Here is a 22694-nt window from a genome sequence, read left to right on the forward strand (position 1 = left end):
CTAGGCAAATTATAAGCCGATTCGTTTCTAAAAATACGGGACACCTTATTTAAATTAACGATTTCAGCTTAAAAAAATAAAGAGGCATTTAGCCTCTTTATTTTAAACATCTTTACTGAAAATTAGCTTAAGAAGAATGTGGATGGCGTTTACTATATTGAATTGAAGCAAATACAGCCCAAACAATAAATGCTACACCAATTAAACCTGTTACCACTTCTGGTACATGTACGCCTGTACCACTTGCAATCATAATGAATGCTAAAGCACCAATTGCATAATGCGCACCATGTTCTAAGAACACATAAGCATCTAGCGTGCCTTTTTCAACAAGATAAACTGTCATTGAACGGACAAAAATAGCACCAATTGCAAGACCAAGCATAATCACGACAACATCGCTGGTAATTGCAAATGCACCTATCACACCGTCAAAACTAAAAGATGCATCTAATACTTCTAGATATAAGAAACCACCGATACCCGCTTTAACTACACCAGAAGCAGCGCCTGATCCATCTTTCATAATGGCGTTGCCATCTTCATCAATTTCAGGTTCACCGCCTAACATATGGCTTAATACTTCTACACCGATATAAACCACAATGCCCCAAATACCAGCCATAGTCACAACAAGGCGCTGCGATTCATCAACATTGGCTGCCATAATTAACATTGCAATGAGAGCAATAAAAACAGACATTGCAGGTACGCTAGCTAAGCTAGAAAGTTTAGCTTCAAGCCATCTAAACCAATGAGTTTCTTTTTCCTCATCAAAGAAGAAGTTTAAGAAAACTAATAATAGGAATGTTCCACCAAAAGCAGAAATCTCGGCGTGATGGGCCATTAAGCGTTCAGAATACGTTTTTGGATCGTTGAGTGCCAATTTAGCCACCTCAATCATTCCCATATCCGCAGTCACGGCAACAATCGCCACTGGGAAAATTAAACGCATACCAAAAACGGCGATTAAAATACCCACCGTCAAAAACAGCATTTTCCAGAAAGGATCCCAATTACGCAGAACCGATGCATTGACAACAGCATTGTCAAAAGATAAAGAAACCTCCATTACAGCTAAAATGGCTGTAATCGTTAAAGCTTTAAGCATGGTAGACACGCCCGCTTCAGGTCCATGGGTAAAACCCCAATACGCGGATAGTGCTAAACACACCACCGTAAAAAATATCGAAAATCGGAAATGCTTCATGGATCAGACCTATGCCAAGAATTAAACTTAATCTTTCTTTAAAAACGCGGCTATTATATCGATAATTCACCATAAAATGATGTCGTTTTGTGCCGTTATTACACTTACTTTATCCCTATGTTAAATAAAGAAATTTATAAATTTCAATTAACTCATTAATCGTATTAAATATTTTCCTAATATATAAGTGCCATTATTATTTTTGTATTTTAAAATTGATTTAGAATCCTGTTTTGCACGTCTTATTTTAAATGGAATGGTTTTATGCTTTTTTCTCAAGAACTCTGGCAACGTAATTTAAATTTATATCAAAAAATTCTAGACCTGCCTTTTAATCAGGAACTTGCCAGTGGAACTTTAGACAAAGAAGCTTTTTGTCATTATGTGATTCAAGATGCTCAATATTTAGTGGCCTATGGCCGCGTTTTAGCCGTTGCAGCAGCAAAGGCTTTTGAAGCTGACGATATCATGCAATTTTCAGATGCAGCAAAAATTGCAATTGTGGTTGAACGCAGTTTACATGATGACTTCATGAAAAATTTTGGGGTAACCAAAGAAGAATTTAAAAATACGCCATTAACGTTGGCCGGCCACCATTACACTTCATTTTTAACCGCAACTGCTTGGTCTGAAAGCTATCCTGTGGTGCTTGCGGCACTGTTACCTTGCTTCTGGATCTATGCTGAAGTCGGTAAAGACATTGTAAACAAATCAATTCCTAATAATCCTTACCAAGCATGGATTGATACCTATGCAGGCGAAGAGTTCCATACAGCCGTTCGTAATGTCATTGCGACAGTTGATAAAGTTGCAGCACGTTGTGATGCTGATACGTTAGAGAAAATGCATGCCGCGTACACCATGGGTGCAAAGCTTGAGTGGTTATTTTGGGATAGCGCCTACCACAAAAGACAATGGTTAGGTTTAGATCATATTTAAAACTTCAAAAGAATCGGTCAGATGGTTCAATACTCTGATCGATTTTCACTAAAATGCGAGACAGATATGTATATCGGCGAATTAGCATCTTTAACTGGAGCCACTCCTAAAGCCATTCGGCATTATGAGAAATTAGGCTTGCTACCTGTGGCAAAAAGAAAGGGAAATTATCGTATTTATGAAGCGATTGATGTTCAGTCGGTTAAGATGATTCGCCTCGCGCAAGCTGTCGGATTTAGCCTTTCAGAACTGTATGACTTGTCTGCTTTAAAATATAAAAATAATCGATTTCCTGTAGAAGTTGCACAACAACTCATTCAGAAAAAGAATCAACAAATTATTGAGCAAAAAGCAACGTTAACGCGTTTACAAGAAGATTTAAAGCAACTGGAGAATGAGATTATTCATACTTATATTACCAATAAGATTTCGGCTTAAAACAGCTCATTAAAATTTGAAATAGCTTTCAAAATGAGTGCTTGACTCTGACCTTAGGGTAAAGGTTTATCGTAATGACTTCGTTTATTACGGATAAATAAAATGAGCGCTCATCTTTCTACATTTAAAAATTCAACAGCATTAATTACAGGAGCATCTTCAGGAATAGGCAAAGCCTATGCTCAAAAACTTGCATCTTTAGGGATTCATTTAATTTTGACTGCACGCTCCGAACAAAAGCTGAATGATTTAGCTGATGAACTTAGAAAAAAATATAACGTAAATGTTGAGGTTATCGTTTTAGATTTAGCTCAAGCGAATTCAGCTCAAATATTATTTGATGAAGTGCAGGCTAGAAAATTATCGGTAGAAATTTTAATTAACAACGCAGGATTTGGAAAATGGACTAAATTTCTAGATCAATCTGTATCTACCTATCAAGAAATGATCACGCTGAATATCAGCAGCGTAACGTCTTTATGTTATTTATTCTTGCCTCACATGCTTGCTAACAAAAAAGGCATCATGATTAATATTTCATCTACAGGAGCATTCCAACCTCTCCCCTACATTGCTGTTTATGGGGCAAGTAAATCTTACGTATTACAATTTACTGAGGCGCTGGCAGGAGAATATTCATCTTCGGGTGTTAAATTTCTAGCGGTTTGTCCGGGCAATACGGAAACCAATTTTACTCAGGTGGCAAATGCCGATACGAGTGGTATGAAAAGCTCTACAGTTGAGGATGTTGTATCTGCAACGGTTAAAGCATTAGATAAGAATAAAGCAACGATTGTGGTGGGATGTAGCAACTATTTGACGTCTCAATTGCCTCGAATTCTTTCTCGTCAAAAGATGATTAATTTAGTTGAAGGGATGCTCAAAACCCGCGTTATCGATCCGTCATAAAGCTAGTTCAATTTAAAAGATTAAGGGCTATCTCTTAATCTTTTAATGCTGAAATAGTTGCCAGCCATAAATTAAACCTGCCGCGGCAACCACCCAACACAGTGTTGCCAAACCTAGACATGACCACATCGACAGACGCGTTGCAAGTACATAGACCGCCACTAAATAAATGGCATATGGAATAAGTGACCATAGGCCAAACAGAGCTGTTTTCTGTAAAGCCTCAGCTCCTTTTTGCTGATAAACAATCACATGGGCAATCAAAGCAAAGGTAGGAAAAAGCGGGACTAAACCTGCAATATAAAATGCCTTACTTTTCGATAAAACCGAAATGATGAGAACAACCCCAGCCCCCAACATACATTTTAAAAATAACGCCCACATGTGCTTATCCTATCTGGTCATTTCCATATCAAAACGCTGTATTGTGCGCTTTTCAGAAAAAATTAACAGCGACCAAAGCAATCAGTGCTGGAACTGCCTGAATATAAATAATCTTTTTACTGGCTGTCAGTCCGCCATAAATACCTGCAATGAGCACACAGCCTAAAAAGAAATTGGCAATTGATGTCGCAAACGGTGCATCTGCAAATAAAGCCCAGAATAAACCCGCAGCCAAAAAGCCATTATAAAGACCTTGGTTTTGTGCCATCACTTTGGTGAGTTTTGCTTTTTCTGCATTATTTCCAAAGGCTTTCATGCCATAGGGCTTGTCCCACAAAAACATCTCTAACACTAAAATATAGACATGTAATATTGCAATTAAACCCACTAAAACTTGTCCGATCATACAATTTTCCTTTTTATTTTAAAGATATGAAAAAAGATCAGTCTCTCGACTGATCTTTTAGTGTTTTACGGCTTTAACAATACTTTGCCTTGACGAGCACCTTGAGTTGCTCTTTGAGCAGCTGTTTTAATCTCATCAAAACTAAATACACCTTCAACAGGCAGAGTTAATTTTTTCTGAGTCGCTAACGTTAATAACTCGACAATAAGCTCTTTTTTGCGTTCTGCTGGCATTTCTTTGTTGACCACACTCGCCCAGAAACCTTTTACAGTCGCTTGTTTAAAGATGAGATCACCAGATGAAATTTGCATGGTTTCACCTGTCATACTTCCAAACGAAACCAATAGGCTATTTTCACTGAGCAAGTTCAGCATTTCACCACTTGCACTTCCGCCAATCGAGTCCACACCAGCAATTAAAGGTTGGTCACCATGAAGCTGTTTAACTTGCTCTTTCCAGTTAGGCTGATCGGTTGCTACAACATGTTGAATGCCTAATGCTTGCATCTCTGCAATTGCGTCAGTACGACGAACTAGATTAATTACGGGTAAACCACGTGCCTGTGCAATCATCGCAACAGTTTTACCTACTGCACCATTCGCTGTGTTTTGAATTAACCATTGACCTGGTTGAACATTTACAAAGTCCAACAGCATGAGGGCACTAATTGGCATACCAATCAGCTGTGCTGCTGTTTCGTCATCAATTTCATTATTGAGTGGAATAAGCCCTTGAGCTGGTGCAATAAAGTATTCAGCCCAACTACCATGCACAGCTGCAACTGCAATACGTTGCCCTACCTGTACATGAGTAACGCCTTCACCCAACGCATCTACAATACCAACGGCTTCACTACCACCAATAGCGGGTAAAGTAGGCTTGTAGCCATAACTTCCACGTACCGTCCATACATCATGATTATGGATTGGAGACATGATTGTTTTAATACGAACTTCGCCTGCTTTTGGTTCTGGCTTTGGCATATCCGCCTGCTCTAAAACGTCTACAGGTTCGCCAAAATTACCATGGATAATACTTCGCATGCTTTATTCCTCTATCGGTTTTAAGAGTTGTTGGGTGGTTTCTAAAGCTAGATGTAGATGTGCTTTGTCTTGCGACAATTTTGTGAGTAAAGCGGCACCTAACCATAACTGATACATGACTTGCGCAGTTTTTAAAGGGTCAATGTGTTTTGGAATTGATCCTTCTTGTTGGCCTTCTTTGAGTAGCAAAGCCAAACGTTGCGTTAATTTGTGCACACCGTCATTGAGAATTTGGCGCATATCTTCCGATAAATCGGAAACCTCGGCTGCCAGTTTCACAATCAGGCAGTTTTCAGCCCAGCTACCATTTACTGGGTCATCAATCCATGCCTGCCATAACGCCATTAAACGGGCGTGGGCACTTTGTTCACTGTGCTGCCAAAGCTGTTCCATACGAACTTTATAGTCAGCCATGTATTGCTCTAGCAACGCACAGCCAAATGCCTCTTTCGAAGCAAAGTAGTGATAGAACGAACCTTTAGGTACGTCACAAGCCTTTAAAATTTCTTGTAAACCAACGCCGACAAATCCTTTGTGTAATACCAGCTCAAAACTGGTATCCAAAATGTGTTGTCGTGTGGTTTCGCTTTTATTTAATCGTTTCATACAGACACAATACTCCACTATTAGACCAGTCGTCTAGTAAAATTATGTTGCTCATTAAAATTTGCTAAGAGTAGAAATCAAAAGAGAGGAATGTTAAAAATACAACCTGCTTAATTAAACAAATTTTGTCGATTGTCGTTTAACCGTCACAATTTGTCGCTTTAAATCATTTTGTACCACTTGAACAATTTTAAATCGTTATCATATATAGGGTCTGTTGTTTATAACCAGTCACACTGCACGAGACTGATCAATCAACACCTAAATTTTCATTAATACATAATTGAGATGTTTTATGAGCCAAAGTCATATCCGTATTCGAGGCGCACGTACCCATAATTTAAAAAATGTGTCTCTCGATATTCCACGCGATAAATTTGTGGTAATTACGGGGTTATCAGGTTCAGGAAAATCTTCTCTTGCCTTCGATACCCTCTATGCCGAAGGACAACGCCGCTACGTCGAATCACTTTCGGCCTATGCCCGCCAGTTTTTATCGCAAATGGAAAAGCCTGAAGTAGACTCGATTGAAGGTTTATCTCCAGCGATTGCGATTGAGCAAAAATCTACTAGTCACAACCCACGATCGACAGTCGGTACTATTACTGAAATTTACGACTATTTACGCTTGCTCTATGCACGTGTCGGCACACCGTACTGCCCTGAACACGACTTGCCGATGGTCGCGCAAACTGTTTCTGAAATGGTCGATGCAGTAAAAACACTTGAAGAAGGCACAGCACTGATGTTGCTTGCCCCAGTGGTGCGTGAGCGTAAAGGTGAATACAGCAACTTGTTCGAACAACTACAAGGTCAAGGTTTTGTTCGTGCGCGTGTTGATGGCGAAATCATTGATATTGATACGCCACCTGAACTCGATAAAAAGAAAAAGCACACCATTGAAGTTGTTGTTGACCGTTTTAAAGTACGCGAAGATTTAGGTAACCGTATTGCCGAATCATTTGAAACTGCATTACGTTTAGGCGGTGATATTGCAGTTTTGTCATGGATGAATGGCGAACACCCAGACCGTGTTTTTTCTGCAAAACACTCATGCCCTAAATGTGATCGTGCTGTGGCAGAACTTGAGCCTCGCTTATTTTCATTTAACAACCCGTTTGGTGCCTGCCCTGTTTGTGATGGTTTAGGTACTCGCAGTCATTTTAGCTCTGAAAAGCTCATTCCAAATCCTGAACTTGCGATTAGTGAAGGTGCAATTCGTGGTTGGGATCGTCAACGTCCTTATTATTATTCGATGCTGCAAAAAGTTGCCGACCATTTTGGTTTCCAACTTGATACGCCTTGGAACCAGTTAGATAAAGATACTCAAAAGAAATTTTTACAAGGTACTGGCAAAGAAAAAGTCGATTTAAGTTATATCGATGAACGTGGCCGCAAACACACGCGCGTACAACCTTTTGAAGGAATTTTGCCGCACCTTGAACGTCGTTACCGTGAAACTGAAAGTAACTATGTACGAGACGATTTAGCTCAATATTTATCTAATGCCGCTTGCGATGCCTGCGATGGTTCACGTCTAAATGAAATTTCACGCAACGTTCGGGTCAAAGATAAGACCATTGCACAAATCACCAAGATGTCGATTGGGGATGCAGAAAACTATTATCAAGATCTCAATCTTGAAGGCGCTAAAGGTGAAATCGCCGATAAAATCTTTAAAGAGATTCGTGAGCGTTTACACTTCCTCGTCAGTGTCGGCTTAAATTATCTCAGTCTCGCTCGTTCGGCAGAAACCTTGTCTGGTGGTGAAGCTCAGCGTATTCGTCTCGCTTCGCAAATTGGTGCAGGTTTGATGGGCGTGATGTATGTACTCGATGAACCATCTATCGGTCTGCATCAACGTGATAATGATCGCCTACTACAAACCTTAATTCGCTTACGTGATTTGGGTAACACCGTGCTTGTGGTTGAACACGATGAAGATGCGATTCGTGCTGCGGATCATATTATTGATATCGGACCGGGTGCAGGGATTCATGGCGGTGTCATTATCGGGGAAGGTAGCTATGACGAGATTGCAAACAATAAAGACTCTCTTACAGGTCAATATCTTTCAGGCAGCCTCAAAATTGCGATACCTACACAACGTACCCAATCACCACGTCCAGATGAATTCATCAAACTCTCTGGTGCAAGTGGTCATAACCTACAGAATGTCGATCTCACCATTCCGCTCGGCATTATGACGTGTGTGACTGGCGTTTCAGGTTCCGGTAAATCAACACTGATTAACCGTACTTTGCTTCCATTGGCAGCAACACAACTCAATGGTGCAACCACGTTAACGGCTGAAAAGTTTGACTCAATTGATGGCCTGCAACATCTGGATAAGGTCGTCGATATTGACCAAAGCCCAATTGGACGTACACCACGTTCTAATCCAGCTACCTATACGGGTTTGTTTACGCCTATTCGTGAGTTATTTGCGCAAACGCCTGAAGCCAAAGCGCGTGGTTATAGCGCAGGTCGTTTCTCGTTTAACGTGAAAGGTGGACGTTGTGAAGCCTGTGAAGGTGATGGCATGATCAAGGTCGCGATGCATTTCCTACCTGATATGTATGTGCCTTGTGATGCTTGTCATGGCAAGCGTTATAACCGTGAAACTTTAGAAGTTGGTTATAAAGGCAAGAACATTTCAGACGTATTAGAAATGACCGTTGAAGATGCGGCTGAGTTCTTTAATGCAATTCCTGTGATTCATCGTCGTTTAGATACTTTAATGCAAGTAGGCCTGGGATATATTCGTTTAGGTCAAGCTGCAACGACACTTTCAGGCGGTGAAGCGCAACGCGTTAAATTAGCTCGCGAGTTAGCAAAACGTGATACGGGTAAAACCTTATATATCTTGGATGAGCCGACGACAGGCTTACATTTCCATGATATTGCCAAGCTACTCGACATTTTGTACGAGCTACGCAACAAGGGTAATACCATTGTGGTGATTGAACATAACCTTGATGTGATTAAAACAGCGGACTGGGTTGTCGACTTAGGCCCTGAAGGTGGTTCAGGCGGTGGGATGATCATTGCCGAAGGCACACCTGAACAAGTGGCTGATGTTGAAATTTCTCATACTGGGCGTTTCTTAAAGCCGATGTTGAAGTAATTTATTGAATAAAAAAGCCGGAAATCATTTCCGGCTTTTTTATCCCTCAACTGCATTTCGTCCTCGGGCCTTAGCTCTTAATAGTGAACGGTCAGCTCTCTCTAAGAGTTCTATCCAACTCGCCGCTCCTATCGCAAAACCAATACTGACAGACACATGCAATTTTTCATCTGAACCGGACAAATCAATTTCTTGTAAAGAAATCGCAATCCGAATTTTTTCTGCTAAAAGTCGCGCATCTACAAATTGCACCTGCTCTAATAATATTAAAAATTCATCTCCGCCATAACGAACAATTAAATCTGAACTTCTTATATTTTGCTTTAATTGCTCAGCAATATTAACAATGACATGATCACCTACAATATGCCCATATTGGTCATTCACCTGTTTAAAACGATCAATATCTATAATCATTAAACAAGTCTGCGTAAATTTTTGAGGGTAACTTTCAACAATTTTTAAATATTCAGATAAAGCGAGACGGTTGGACACACCAGTTAATGGGTCTGTATTAGCAATATTTTTTAATTGAAATTCAAAAGCATCGCGTTGTTGCAACATACGTTGTAATCGATCAATCGCCTCAAATAGGGAAAAAAATTCACCTTTTGTTGTTACATTCATCTCATCTGTCCAATGATCAGAACTATGCGATAAATCTAAAATTAAAGTCCTCGCTTTAATTAAAGGGGAAAACACTCTTCTTTGCGCATAATTAAGTGTAAGTAACGCTGTGGCTAAAGAAATTAAAGAAATTAATAACGTTAAGAGAAAATCATTTCGAGCAATTACATTTTCTTGAGTGGCAATTACAACACTTTCATCAAGAATATAACTTTGTAAATCAACCACAGTGGTAAATTTACCCACGATTGCTTCTGTCAATTGAGTGCCATTTAAATAATATGGCTCCCCCTTTTGGCTTTCTTCTAATAACTTTTCTACAATCGGAATACCTTTGTCGATAAATTCTGATTTCACTCGGGAATATAACCGACGGTATTCTGGGGTCTTTGCCTGTTCAGGCTGCAAGGTATCGACCAAAATCCATAAATATCTAGACTGATGCTGAGTTTGTAGAGAACGCGCACGATTATTACTTGGAATTTCTTCATTAAAGCTCACAGGAGCAATAATATTAGATGCCATACGTCCAGCCTGATCTCGCATATCGGTCAGAACTATAATCAACGTAAAGTAATTAGAAATACGGCTATCTTTACTTTTTAGCTGCAACATCAGTTTTTGCAGTATTTCCCTACAATTATCCCATGCTCCAAACATCCCTAAAATGGCATTATCCATTTGGACGGAAGTTCGCGCTCCATATGGAATTTCACCATAATAGTCGACCACATGCCGCGCTTGTCTAAGATTTTCTTTGAAGTTGGTTTGAAGCTCATTTGCTAATGAAACATAACCTGCTTGTTGTAAGATAAGGATACTTGTATCAATTTGCGCATCGACAATTAAACGAAATTTTTTTAATTCTTGCTGATTCTTTAATAAATCATGAGGACTGCTCGACATCATTTTGTTGGCTGGAGCACGCTCCTTAGAAACTTTATAGGCAATATCGGCTACAGCTCTTAAGCTTTTTATTTCGGCTAAGGCTTGTCTAGTTTTTATATAATCCTGATAGCTTCCCACAATGAGGGGGATCGCCATGAATAATAAGGACAAAATAATAACCAGCATAAAAAAGAACAGTCGATTACTAATATGCTCTGAACGTAACCCTGACATTTCTAGCTGGTACTCCGTAAATGTCCTGCCATTTTTACTACGATATAAATTAGGCTTAAATCCATCCTAGCATTTTAATAACTAGAATTTCATCAATAAACCCTTCATTTCTCTTTTAATAATTATACGTTTCCTACATTTTAGTAAGCTTAAATAATAAACGGGATCGAAAAATTAAATGATATTTATAAAAAAACTCTATTTTACAGATTAAAAATTTTTAGCAATGATAGTAAAACATATTTAGTTATCCTCTTGGATGCACTTCTCCCAGCATCCACTGCCCAGCTTTTAGCTGGGTTCTTTTTGATCTATTATTTTCCAATAAATTTCATATAATTTTTCTTATAATTTTAAGATTTTCTTATAGATAAAAAAAAGCTCAACCTTGGGGAAAGCTGAGCTCATAAAATCTGATGTGCTACACACATCGTATCTGGGAAAGCACTTTAAACCCTAAAAACGTTAGGTAGTGAACTTTGCAATTGAATTATGTGACTTATCTCTACTTTTGTAAAGTCGATTAAATTAATCAGAATTCAAAATTTAATCGATTTTTCAACTTAAAATAGAGATTTCTTTTATCTTATTCACTTATATAATAATTAAAAATAGTTAAATTTTTTAGTTAAACTAATCTAAATATTGTTAACTATTGCTCAAAATATTACAAATTCGACAAGAAAACGATGTTTTTTTATTCGCATTGTAAACAATATTATACTTTCATTAATGTTAAAACCGATTAATATAATCTATTTTTCCAATCACAATTGTAATAACTTTTAAACATTTACTTCTAAACTCCCTATGAAATATAATTATTAGCCTCTTGTAAATGTTCATTTTTTTATCAGGTTGACAATTTACTTTTCATTTGATTAGTTTTTCACCAATTTTAACATAAGTGTCAAATATCTTTAACATTCCTTTTTTTCATTATTGACTTCATAAATTGTTACAATACAATGACCCCAGCTTTATCTCTTGTTATTGCTGGAAATGATTATGAAAAAACTTGGTTTAGCCACTGCTGTATTATTAGCCATGACCGGTGCTCATGCTTATCAATTTGAAGTTCAAGGTCAATCAGAATATGTTGACACAACTGCAAACGATAAAAACTTCACTGGTGACGTTGCTGGTACATTCTATTTAAAAAATGTTGATACCGCTAAAGGTCCATTAGCTGAAGCAGCTTTCTTGAATCAAGCTTCTAGCGTATCTTTAGGTTATAGCTACCAACAGTATGACCAAAACAACGTAAACTACCACATTGGTACTTACGGTGTTAAAGGCGAGGCTTACGTTCCTACTCCTTACCTTCCTGTATATGCTAGCGCAACTTACAACCACACTGATGTTGATGGTAAAAACAACTTCTCTAAAGATGACAACGGTGACCGTTATGCATTAGAAGTTGGTGCTATGTTGTTACCTAACTTCTTGATGACTGTTGGTTATACAAGTGTTGCTAACCAATTCGCTTTAGATAACTTTGGCATCATCAGCAACGGTATCTACTCTGCTGCAAACCAAACTGCTGCGATTCAAGATGACCAAGATGCTGTTACAGCACGTGCTAAATATGTAGGTCCAATCGATGGAACTAACATGGCAATTGGTTTTGAAGCTGCTGGTGCTTTCGGTGAAGAAAACCAATACGGTTTAAAAACTGACCTTTACTTAACTCCTAAGTTAAGTGTTGGCGCATCTTTCGTTGGTAACGATGGTGCAGCTGACATCAAAGGTAATGACCTTGGTGAATTCCGTCAAGCTTGGGGTGGTAACGTAAACTACTTCATTACTCCAGCTTTAGCAGTTGGTGCATCGTACATGAAAGCTGACGTTAAAAAGTCTAGCTACGATACACAAACTATCGGCTTAAATGCTAAATTCCGTTTCTAATTTAATTTAGAAATCGAATTAAAAAAGGACTCTATTGAGTCCTTTTTTTATACCTAAATATTAGCTTCGTACAATATTTAAGAAATACAGATGACGTTCGTATTGATCAATAATGTCTTGAATTAAATCTTCTTGCGTCCAATCCATTACATCATAGTTCTGGCCACCTTCTCGTAAAAACACTTCAGCCTGAAAATATTGCCCATCTTCTGCTTCTATACGCCCCATAAGAAAACTTGGTGGCAATGTTTCACGTGAAACAACTTTATAAATAAAATTAATTTCATTGTGATGGTCTACCCTAAGCTGCATACCATCTTCAAGCTGACTAATTGAAACTTCTAAATGACGGCGTTTCAACTCATGCTTAATATTTTCAAAAGCACGGCTTACCTGATTTTCAATATATTGCTTTACTTCGTCTTCACTATGAGGATAGTGCATGATTAATCCTAGACGCTGTTGCCAGCTTCGTGGATTATGAATAGCACGCGGTGTGATTCGTGCTTCCTGAATAGCAGTCATTTTAGTGACATCAAGATGCAATGCTTTGATTAATCCCCAGCTCATTAACAGCATGACGACAGTAAATGGTAATGCACTCATAATGATTGAGGACTGAAGCGCAGCCAACCCACCGACCAACAACAGAATAATGGCAAGTAAAGCCATAAGTACTGTCCAGAACAGACGCTGCCAAGTCGGTGAATTTTCTGTTTTTGAAGTTAAATAATCAGTAACTAATGCCCCTGAATCGGCCGAGGTCACAAAAAATAAAACCACTAAAACAGTTGCTAAGACATTCATTACCCCAGAGAAAGGTAAATGATTTAGAAATTCAAATAATGCGACTGATGAATCTTGTTGAACCGCCTGAATTAAGGTGGTTTGATGCTCATGGATAATGCTAAATAACGCAGCATTTCCTAAAAAGCCCATCCAGATAATGGTAAAGCCAGTTGGGATAAGCAAAACCCCAACAATAAATTCTCGAATGGTACGACCACGTGATACGCGGGCAATGAACATTCCAACAAATGGCGACCAAGAAATCCACCAAGCCCAATACAAGATCGTCCAACCCCCAATCCATCCATTTGGCTGATAGGCATATAAATTGAACGTCATGGTAAAAAGGTTAGAGAGGTATTGCCCAGTATTTTGAATAGTGGTTTGGAGTAAATAAATGCTAGGGCCGGCAATAAAAATAAATACTAAGAGAATTACAGCGAGAACTAAGTTTATTTCTGATAAACGTTTTACCCCTTTATCTAAACCTAGAAATACGGATAAAGAGGCCAAAATACTCACAAAAATAATGAGTAGAACTTGAATATGGGTACTTTGCTCTACACCAAATAAATAATGCAAACCAGAATTGATCTGCGTTACGCCGAAACCAAGAGATGTCGCGACACCAAATACCGTTCCAATCGTTGCAAAAATATCAATGCTATCGCCCAATGGACCATAAATCTTTTTCCCAATCAGAGGATAAAGTGCGGAACGGGTCTTCAAAGGTAAATTATGTCTATAGGCAAAATAAGCTAAAGCCAGTCCGACTACAGCGTAAATCGCCCACGCATGTAACCCCCAGTGGAAAAAGGTTACTCTTAGTGCTTGCTGTGCTGCATCAATGGTTTGTGCCTCACCGCTTGGCGGGGTAACGTAATGCATGACGGGTTCAGCAACACCGAAGAACATCAAACCAATCCCCATCCCTGCTGTAAACAGCATGGCGAACCAGGACCCATTATTATAATCAGGCTGGCTATGATCAGGCCCTAATTTAATGCGTCCAATCGATGAACAGGCGATATAAATCAATAAGATGAGAAAGAAAGCAACAGATAAAACATAAAACCAGCTAAATGAATCAGTGATCCATTGTTTTAATTGTTGCGTTAGAAGCTCAAAAGAACTCGGAGCAATCACCACTACTGCTAAAAACAAAGCAATAATAATGACCGTACCAAAAAATACGTTAGGATTAACGTTTGCGAACCAACCGGACTGTTTGGAAGGCATAAATCCTCCATGTTATTTTAATGACGAGTGACAGGCTTAAATGCCAATAAGATATTCATAGAATGAACAAAGCTAGGGCTTTCAATAGAGAAAGCCGATAACACTCTAAATAAACTTAAAGAATATTGCAGTTACAAAGGTGTAAATAAATTAAAACACCTCCTCCATTATTTATCTGAATTTTTTTTAGGGAGGTGGGTAATATATTGTAAAGCAATTAATCGCGTTACGATTAAAGCCAAATACATAACTCCACAGAACATTTGGAGCATGGCTAAAACGCGCGCTGGTGGGCTCAGAGGCATTAAGTCAGATAAACCTGTAGCCGATTGCAAGCTAAAGCTGAGAAATAATAGGTCTAACCACGTCTGTAAATGGTGAACGTTATTTGGATTTTGAAAGCTAGACGGAAGAATAAGCTGACAAATGTTATATAAAAATGCAAAACCCCAAGCAATAAGCGTAAAAACTGCTGCTGCCGCAAACAACTCATCTCTTGTTAAATACTGATCGGCAAACATATAACGAAATAAGCCATAAGCTGCTGAAAAGTAGGCTAGCGCTTCACAGCCATGTGCAAAAACCTGAACATATAAATTGCCATAACCCAATAAAATAAATACCGAAGATATAATCGCCCCACTCACAAATGTTAACCCGAGAAAAGTAAACATTGGGGTTTGACGAATAACCTTGGCAATAATGAGTAAGGCCAGCACTCCTAAAGCCCATGTTAGGGTGCGGTAAAATACATCATGAAAAGTCAGCATAGCCAAAATGAGTAAGATAAATTGCACAAGCAGCAACCATGCAGACGGTAGCAATCGAAAGCTCGCCCAGAACTCGATGATAGATCGCATTATTATTTTCCTTATTTAATTATGCTTTTTGAGGTCTAGCAAATCATACTGTACACAAAACAAGGCAAACAAGTTGTTCTTTATTAATATCTAAACCCTAAATTGAAAATTAAATAAGTATAAAAAAAGCCCCGTAGGGCTTTTTTTAAGAATTAGATAGCAATATTGCACTTAGTGATCCGATGCACCAGATGCCCCAATACCTGTCATTGAACGAACATATTGAGCATCGAAAGCAGCACGCTCTTTTTTAGCACGTGCTGAGTTATCGGTAACCGAGAACAACCAACAGCAAAGGAAAGACAACGGCATTGCGAATAATGCAGGGCCATTGAATGGATTGATTGGTGTATCAGAGATTTTTAAAGTATCTACCCAAACTGCTTTAGATAGCACAATCAATACTACTGCTGTTACAAGACCAACCACACCACCAATAACTGCGCCACGAGTCGTTAAACCTTTCCAGAACATTGAAAGAACAAGAACTGGGAAGTTTGCACAGCAAGCTACAGAGAATGCCAAGCCTACCATAAACGCCACGTTTTGTTTTTCAAACAAAATACCCAAGATCATGGCAAAAATAGCTAAACCAAGTGTCGCAATTTTTGACATGCGAAGCTCTGAAGCAGGCGTCGTTTGACCTTTTTTGAATACGTTAGCGTATAAATCGTGAGAGATTGCAGATGCGCCTGAAAGTGTTAAACCAGCAACAACAGCAAGAATGGTTGCGAACGCTACTGCTGAAATGAAGCCCATGAATAAGTCACCGCCTAAAGCGTCACTTAAATGCACAGCTGCCATATTGTTACCACCAACAAGCTCAAGTTTGCCTGTTACTGCCATTTTTGCAACGTCAAGGAATTGCGGATTGTTTGATACGAAAAGAATCGCACCGAAACCAATAATGAAAGTTAGAAGGTAGAAGTAACCAATAAAACCTGTCGCAACCACAACTGATTTACGCGCTTCTTTTGCATCTTTTACTGTAAAGAAACGCATAAGAATATGCGGTAAACCAGCTGTACCAAACATTAATGCCAAACCAAGAGACAAGGCATCAATCGGGTTTGCAGCAAGTTTACCTGGCCCCATAATTTTTGCAGCATCGGTCAAGCTTACATCATGCACTTTACTGAATACTTCAATTGATTGGGTAAACATGTTGCTGAAACTAAAGCCAACTCCTTTCATGACCATGAATGCCATGAAGGTTGCGACACTAAGTAACATTACCGCTTTGATAATTTGTACCCATGTCGTTGCCAACATACCACCAAAGATTACATAGGCCATCATTAATAGACCAACGATGACTACAGCAATATTGTAGTTCAAACCAAATAGTAATTTGATGAGCTGACCCGCACCTACCATTTGAGCAATCAAATAGAATGCCACAACAACAAGTGAACTGATTGCAGCTAAAGTACGTACTGGTTTTTCTTCAAGACGAAATGAAACCACATCTGAAAGGTTATATTTACCAAGGTTACGCAAACGTTCTGCAATTAAGAATAAAACGATTGGCCAACCTACCATAAACCCAAGCGAGTAAAGTAAGCCATCAAAGCCCGAACTAAACACCAACGCAGAAATACCAAGGAAGGATGCGGCAGACATATAGTCGCCAGCAATTGCCAGACCATTCTGGAAACCGCTGATGCCACCACCTGCGGTATAGAAATCTTGTGTTGATTGGGTTTGTTTTGCAGCCCACTTAGTAATAAACAAAGTGAAGCCAACAAAAATTAAGAACATGATGATGGCATGCCAGTTAGTCGCCTGTTGCTCAGCTTCACCTAAGTCAGGACCCGCCATAGCTACCGTTGAATATAGCGATGCTGCTGTCAGCAAGACTTTCGCCTTTAATGAATTCCATTTCATATTAGTGTAGTCCTTTATCGTGCGTGATGGCTTCAACTTCCTTCAACGCTTCTTCACTCAACTGATCAAGGGTGTGATTTGCAATGAAGGAATACACACCACACAGTAGGAAAGATAAAACAATAATTCCTAAACCTAGCGGGATTCCCCATGTCGTTACACCACCACTAAATGAACTCATCAAAAACTCTTTGTTGTAGCCCACAAGCAGCATAAAGCCCACATAAAGCACTAACATAATGACTGTGAGCGTCCAACTTAATGCACTTTTTTTCTTAACCATCTTTTGAAACTTTGGATTGCGTAGAATCTGTTCTACTTGGTTCTGATCCATAACCAAACTCCTTGCCCAGTGCCCAGCCTTGGCCACTTTTTTAATAGTAGTTTCTCAGGATTTAAGTTAGCAAAATTCCGTGTAATTCGTAACTTAGACTTTGGTCGTTAAAATTTAATCAATTTATAGCTTTGTTTCTGCTTGGGGTATGATAGGCACAAGGTTTTAATCATGTGAGTCATATGAACAGCTGGCTGATTATTGGGGTACTCACCCTTTATATAGCACTCTTATTTATTTGTGCTTTTTTTGGTGAAAAGCATGCCAGCCGTCTGAGTACACGTGGCCGCATGTTCTTGTTCAGCTTAACCTTAGGTGTTTACTGCTCATCATGGACATTTTACGGCGCAACTGGAGCCGCTGTTCGCGAAGGCGTGATTTTCTTACCGATTTACTTAGGTCCACTTTTATTTGTCTGGTTCGGCTATGACATTTGGCGACGTTTAGGTCGAGTACGCCAACACCATGCTATTTCATCAATTGCTGACTTTATTGCTGCACGTTACGAGAAAAGTGGGGTATTGGCATCACTGGTTACCATTTTGGCCGTAATCGCAATTATCCCCTATCTGGCCCTACAGCTACGTGCGATTGCTTTAAGTACGTCTGTCATTATGGAACAGAATGCTCATATCCATACAACCACCAATAGTGTTTTGCTTTTAACCAGTGTACTTGCTATTTTGGCCATGATTTTTGGTACAAGACAAATCGCAAATACCGAACAACATGGCGGCCTCATGCTCGCCGTCGCATTTGAATCTTTTGTAAAATTATTCGCACTCATTTGCGTCGCTTTATTTTTTATTTTTGAAACACCAGCGAACCTAGTCCAAGTTACAGCCGATGTAAACCAAACCTTTCAGGAAGTTCAGTTATTTGGAGTACCTGAAACATTCTGGATTCAGACCTTATTGGCAGGTTTAGCAATTATCTGCCTACCACGTCAGTTTCATGTGGCGGTTGTCGAATTACGTGATGAAAAGCATATTCGCGGTGCACGTAAATGGTTTGCGGTTTACCTCATTTTAACGATTTTAGCCATTATTCCGATCGCAAGCTGGGCGTTGCATGCAGCACCGGAGTTCTTAACGGTACCCGATGTTGCCGTGTTGTCATTGCCGCTTAGCTATAACCAAGAAGGGCTGGCTTTACTGGCTTTTTTAGGTGGGTTCTCTGCATCGACAGGCATGTTACTGGTTTCGTCAGTTGCCCTGTCTATCATGCTAAGTAATGACTTAATTATGCCTGCGCTCTGGCGTTTTAAAGTGCTCTCGCGCCATGATAAGCATCTTCCTAAAGTTCTTAAGTTTAGTCGCCGCATTAGTATTGTTGCAGTGATGCTACTTGGCTTTTTATTCTTTCATTTCTTTAATGATATTAACCAGCTTTCAGTATTTGGTTTATTGGCTTTTAGTGCTGTCGCTCAATTTGCCCCTGCCCTTATTGGTGGTTTGTACTGGCGTGGTGGAAGTCGTCAGGGTGTATATGCAGGACTCATCATTGGATTTCTAATGTGGAGTTATACGCTATTATTTCCAACGATCTTACGTAGTTTGCCCGAAGCCTATCAGGAAGCGGCTCAGAGTATTTTGCTTTTTGGCCCTTTTGGAATCAATGCGCTACGCCCTGAATCATTATTTGGCTTTGAATCATTTGCACCACTCACACATGGTGTCATTTGGTCGCTTGGTTTAAATATTCTTTTATATATCTGGATTTCTAAACTCTACCGCCCAAGTGTAGCAGAGCAAATTCAGGCTGAAAGTTTCTTCTATTATGAAACAAAACCATTGCCATCACCGCACACCTCTACCGATTTAACCTATTTACCGCATGATGCAGCACGTTTAAAAGTAGGTGATCTCTTTGCACTTGCCAAAAGAATTACTGGTGAGCAACCAACAACTCAAGCCTTTGAAAATTTCTGTGAACAAAATCATTTAATACTTAATGAAAATAGCATTGCGAATGGTATGTGGTGGCGGTTTACCGAGCAATATCTAGCCGGCATTATTGGGGCAGCCTCTGCACGTACTTTGCTCACTACAGCAATGATTAATAATGGTCTGGCTTTAGGTCAAGTTGCTAATATTCTGGACCAAGCCTCGCAATGGCAACGTTTTAACCAAAACCTACTCATGACCATGATTGACCACATGACCCAAGGTGTTAGCGTAGTTGATAAAAACATGTGTCTGGTGGCATGGAATAACCAATATTTAAAACTGTTTGGTTACCCTAAAGACTTGGTGTACGTCGGCTGTCCAATTGCAGACTTAATTCGTTATAACGCTGAACGCGGTGAATGTGGCCCTGGTTCAGTCGAAGAGCATGTACGCAAACGGTTGCACTGGATGAAAGTTGGAAGTGCTCATGAATTTGAGCGTATCCGTAAAGATGGTCGGGTTATTCAAATGCGGGGTAACCCTATTTCAGGCGGGGGCTTTGTTACTACGTTTGCCGAAATTACCGCCTTCCGTGCGAATAAAGCAATACTCGAAGCCCGAGTAAAAAACCGAACCCAGCAGCTTGCCGATGCCTTAACCGAACAACAACTTGCACGTGAACAAGCCGATATGGCAAATATGTCGAAAAGCCGCTTTATCGCTGCGGCAAGCCATGACTTATTACAGCCCATGCATGCCGCTCGCCTGTTTAGCACCGTTCTTGAACAGAGCATTGCAACAGAAGAAGACCGTCAGACTTTGCAGCAACTTGATCGTGCTCTATATGGTGCAGAAAGCATGCTCTCTGCCCTACTCGATATTGCCCGCTTAGAAGGCGGTAGCATACAGCCAAAAAGACAACCCTATCCTTTGCATGATTTACTCAGCGATCTTGAACTACAGTTTAAATCGATTGCTGCTCAGCGAAATATTTCACTGAAAGTTCATGATGTATCTTTTTGGATTGACACAGATCCACAGTGGATTCGACGTATTATTCAGAACTTTGTCAGTAATGCTTTACGCTATACAGCAAAAGGTCGAGTGGTTGTGGGTGTTCTACGCTCGGCACAAGAGTCAGGGCATATCCGAATTGGTGTTTGGGATACAGGACCAGGAATTGCGGAAGAACAGCGAATTAAACTGTTTCAAGAATTCGAGCGCTGTGGACATCTGTCACCTTGGGGTGAGCAAGGTCTAGGCTTAGGGCTTGCTATTGTGCAGCGTATGACAGGTTTGCTGAATTATCCTGTTCATGTTTACTCGCAACTTGATAAAGGCTCATGCTTTATGATTGAAGTTCCAGTCGTAGAAGCGCCAAAAGTCATTACCCCGACTGTCCAGACCATACCTTTAAAAACCAAAGCCTATCGTATTTTATGTCTGGACAACGATGAAACTATTTTAGAAGGTATGAGTAGTTTATTAGGTAAATGGGGCTATCAGGTCTTTAAAGCCACTGAACCCGAACAAGCGCTTGAGATTATTCAAAAGGAAAATATTCAGGTCTGGCTCATCGACCAGCACCTGAATAACAACCAACTCGGCGTTGATTTTATTATGCAAAATCGACAGCAGGATATTCCAGTTGCTTTAATTACCGCTGACTCTCACCCCGAGTTACCTCAGCAGCTTAAAGAGCTGAATATTGTTTTACTCAAGAAACCACTTAAACCTGCTTCATTAAGAGCTTGGTTATCTGGGCTTAAAATTGCCAGTGCAGCAGATTAAATATTTTCTCTTCCAGACTTTTTATAGGTTTGGGAGAGATCCTTGGCAAAAATTATTGGCTTAATTTAAGCCAATAGGCAGAACTGCTCAAAAAGTCTACTTTTACCCAAGAAATAATTGACCAAACTTTCCAATGCCTCTTTTCCTATGGCAAAGCCCACCTTTTTTGTAAGTGAACACGTGTACACCTAGTTACAATTTAATAAGCTTATATTTTTTAAAAGAAAATAAACCAAAAACTCCCATATATAACTTTAGTCGTATTCCACTTGCATTCTTCATGTTCCATAAATAATCGATGTGAATTTTATATGCTTCAAAATTTCTAAACCCATTCCCAATTTATAAAACATCCATACCAACTTATTAATGCAAAGGACTATTGCCATGAATACTTTTGATACATCCCCACAAGGGCAACTCTCATCTCAACAGTTTTATCGTCAATACAGTGCCAATGCTTTACTTCCTGAATTAGATTGGCAAAGCATTTTTCCCAATAGCAAACTCAATGAAGCACATATCAAAGCATTAAATACCATTTATCAGTGTGCTGTTCCGCTCGCGCTCAATATTTTTCATGATTTGAATTTTGATGTATTTGCCCCAGCAGCTTACCATCCACAAGGTTTGGGTCTATTTGATAAATTAGGTCAACAAGAAGAAAACTTCTTACAAGTCCTCACTGCGGAAAGTGAAAATCTAGATCATGATACGCGTCATCAAATCTGGAGCATGCTACTTCGAGGAGGGGCTGTACTCGTTTTCAAAGCTTGGCTTGGCCATGTCAAACTCGGAGAAAATCAGTTAGACATGACTCAGTTTGATGAACTCTCTGACTTACTCTTTATTAAGACTCATCCAGATCAACTTGCTGAACGTCTACATGTTGATGCAAAAGCAAAACTCGACCATATCTTCTTAATGTATGGCAACGATATTTTCCTTGATCGATTCAACAGCCTAGAAACAGCTGCCCTGTTTGTTGATTTGGGTGTTTATGATGCGGCGTTCTTAAGCTTGCGTGATGACCGCGTAGCTGAATATTTAAAAATGAAACGTTATGTGACGCAAGAACAAATTGATGATTTGCAATGCGCACTCAACCCATTGTACTGCGACAGCCTAACCCCAAAACAAGATTGCCTTGCTTAATTCACACATATAAAAAAGACCTCAATTGAGG

The 22694-nt window shown here is 39.5% G+C and carries 17 protein-coding genes; 7 read left to right on the forward strand and 10 right to left on the reverse strand.

Translation table 11 applies throughout. The features are described from left to right. Positions 1-127 precede the first annotated feature (127 nt). A complete protein-coding gene (locus tag F936_RS01455; protein WP_003654009.1) occupies positions 128-1210 on the reverse strand; it encodes a DUF475 domain-containing protein in 1083 nt (360 codons plus the stop codon). 264 nt (positions 1211-1474) lie between these two features. On the opposite strand from F936_RS01455, the gene tenA reads away from it, so the two are divergent. The 3 genes from tenA to F936_RS01470 all read left to right on the forward strand — a co-directional run bounded on the left by tenA (position 1475) and on the right by F936_RS01470 (position 3496). Continuing rightward, positions 1475-2149 (forward strand): thiaminase II, encoded by a 675-nt coding sequence (gene tenA / locus F936_RS01460; RefSeq protein ID WP_005044207.1) that lies wholly within the window; start codon positions 1475-1477, stop codon positions 2147-2149. Between the two features lie 66 nt (positions 2150-2215). Then, on the forward strand, positions 2216-2587 hold the full coding sequence (locus F936_RS01465) for a MerR family transcriptional regulator (RefSeq protein WP_005044210.1): 372 nt from the start codon (positions 2216-2218) through the stop codon (positions 2585-2587). A 102-nt stretch (positions 2588-2689) separates the two neighbouring features. Beyond that, a complete protein-coding gene (locus F936_RS01470) occupies positions 2690-3496 on the forward strand; it encodes an SDR family NAD(P)-dependent oxidoreductase (protein WP_005044212.1) in 807 nt (268 codons plus the stop codon). A 42-nt stretch (positions 3497-3538) separates the two neighbouring features. Here the strand turns inward: F936_RS01470 and F936_RS01475 are convergent, their stop codons facing one another. The 4 genes from F936_RS01475 to F936_RS01490 form a co-directional block, all read right to left on the reverse strand. Further along, entirely contained in the window at positions 3539-3880 is a 342-nt protein-coding gene (locus tag F936_RS01475; protein ID WP_003654014.1) for a GlpM family protein, read from the reverse strand. A gap of 52 nt (positions 3881-3932) precedes the next feature. Next, on the reverse strand, positions 3933-4286 hold the full coding sequence (locus tag F936_RS01480; RefSeq protein ID WP_005044215.1) for a DUF1304 domain-containing protein: 354 nt from the start codon (positions 4284-4286) through the stop codon (positions 3933-3935). Between the two features lie 65 nt (positions 4287-4351). Further along, positions 4352-5329, reverse strand: a complete 978-nt coding sequence (locus tag F936_RS01485; RefSeq protein WP_005044218.1) for a zinc-binding dehydrogenase — start codon at positions 5327-5329, stop codon at positions 4352-4354. Positions 5330-5332: 3 nt separating this feature from the next. Continuing rightward, the gene (locus F936_RS01490) at positions 5333-5935 is read right to left on the reverse strand and encodes a TetR/AcrR family transcriptional regulator (RefSeq protein ID WP_003654020.1); all 603 of its coding nucleotides are present in this window, start codon (positions 5933-5935) and stop codon (positions 5333-5335) included. 295 nt (positions 5936-6230) lie between these two features. Between F936_RS01490 and uvrA the strand changes: the two genes are divergently transcribed. After that, the gene (uvrA, locus tag F936_RS01495) at positions 6231-9062 is read left to right on the forward strand and encodes an excinuclease ABC subunit UvrA (RefSeq protein ID WP_005044220.1); all 2832 of its coding nucleotides are present in this window, start codon (positions 6231-6233) and stop codon (positions 9060-9062) included. 39 nt (positions 9063-9101) lie between these two features. On the opposite strand, the gene F936_RS01500 is transcribed toward uvrA, so the two are convergent. Next, positions 9102-10811 (reverse strand): GGDEF domain-containing protein, encoded by a 1710-nt coding sequence (locus F936_RS01500; RefSeq protein WP_005044222.1) that lies wholly within the window; start codon positions 10809-10811, stop codon positions 9102-9104. Positions 10812-11819: 1008 nt separating this feature from the next. Here F936_RS01500 and omp33-36 point away from each other — a divergent pair. Continuing rightward, entirely contained in the window at positions 11820-12719 is a 900-nt protein-coding gene (omp33-36, locus tag F936_RS01505; protein ID WP_005044224.1) for a porin Omp33-36, read from the forward strand. A gap of 60 nt (positions 12720-12779) precedes the next feature. Here the strand turns inward: omp33-36 and F936_RS01510 are convergent, their stop codons facing one another. The 4 genes from F936_RS01510 to F936_RS01525 form a co-directional block, all read right to left on the reverse strand. Further along, positions 12780-14747 (reverse strand): BCCT family transporter, encoded by a 1968-nt coding sequence (locus F936_RS01510; protein WP_004639924.1) that lies wholly within the window; start codon positions 14745-14747, stop codon positions 12780-12782. Between the two features lie 167 nt (positions 14748-14914). Then, on the reverse strand, positions 14915-15607 hold the full coding sequence (locus F936_RS01515; RefSeq protein WP_003654029.1) for an ion channel: 693 nt from the start codon (positions 15605-15607) through the stop codon (positions 14915-14917). A 171-nt stretch (positions 15608-15778) separates the two neighbouring features. Continuing rightward, positions 15779-17494, reverse strand: coding sequence for a cation acetate symporter (locus F936_RS01520; protein ID WP_005044226.1), 1716 nt, complete (start codon positions 17492-17494; stop codon positions 15779-15781). 1 nt (position 17495) lies between these two features. After that, the gene (locus tag F936_RS01525; protein ID WP_003654032.1) at positions 17496-17828 is read right to left on the reverse strand and encodes a DUF485 domain-containing protein; all 333 of its coding nucleotides are present in this window, start codon (positions 17826-17828) and stop codon (positions 17496-17498) included. A gap of 182 nt (positions 17829-18010) precedes the next feature. On the opposite strand from F936_RS01525, the gene F936_RS01530 reads away from it, so the two are divergent. Then, the gene (locus F936_RS01530; RefSeq protein ID WP_016801800.1) at positions 18011-21508 is read left to right on the forward strand and encodes a hybrid sensor histidine kinase/response regulator; all 3498 of its coding nucleotides are present in this window, start codon (positions 18011-18013) and stop codon (positions 21506-21508) included. A gap of 387 nt (positions 21509-21895) precedes the next feature. Then, entirely contained in the window at positions 21896-22663 is a 768-nt protein-coding gene (locus tag F936_RS01535; protein WP_003654036.1) for a hypothetical protein, read from the forward strand. Positions 22664-22694: the final 31 nt, after the last annotated feature.

Origin of the sequence: Acinetobacter calcoaceticus DSM 30006 = CIP 81.8, from assembly GCF_000368965.1 — a bacterium.
GTDB lineage: Bacteria > Pseudomonadota > Gammaproteobacteria > Pseudomonadales > Moraxellaceae > Acinetobacter > Acinetobacter calcoaceticus.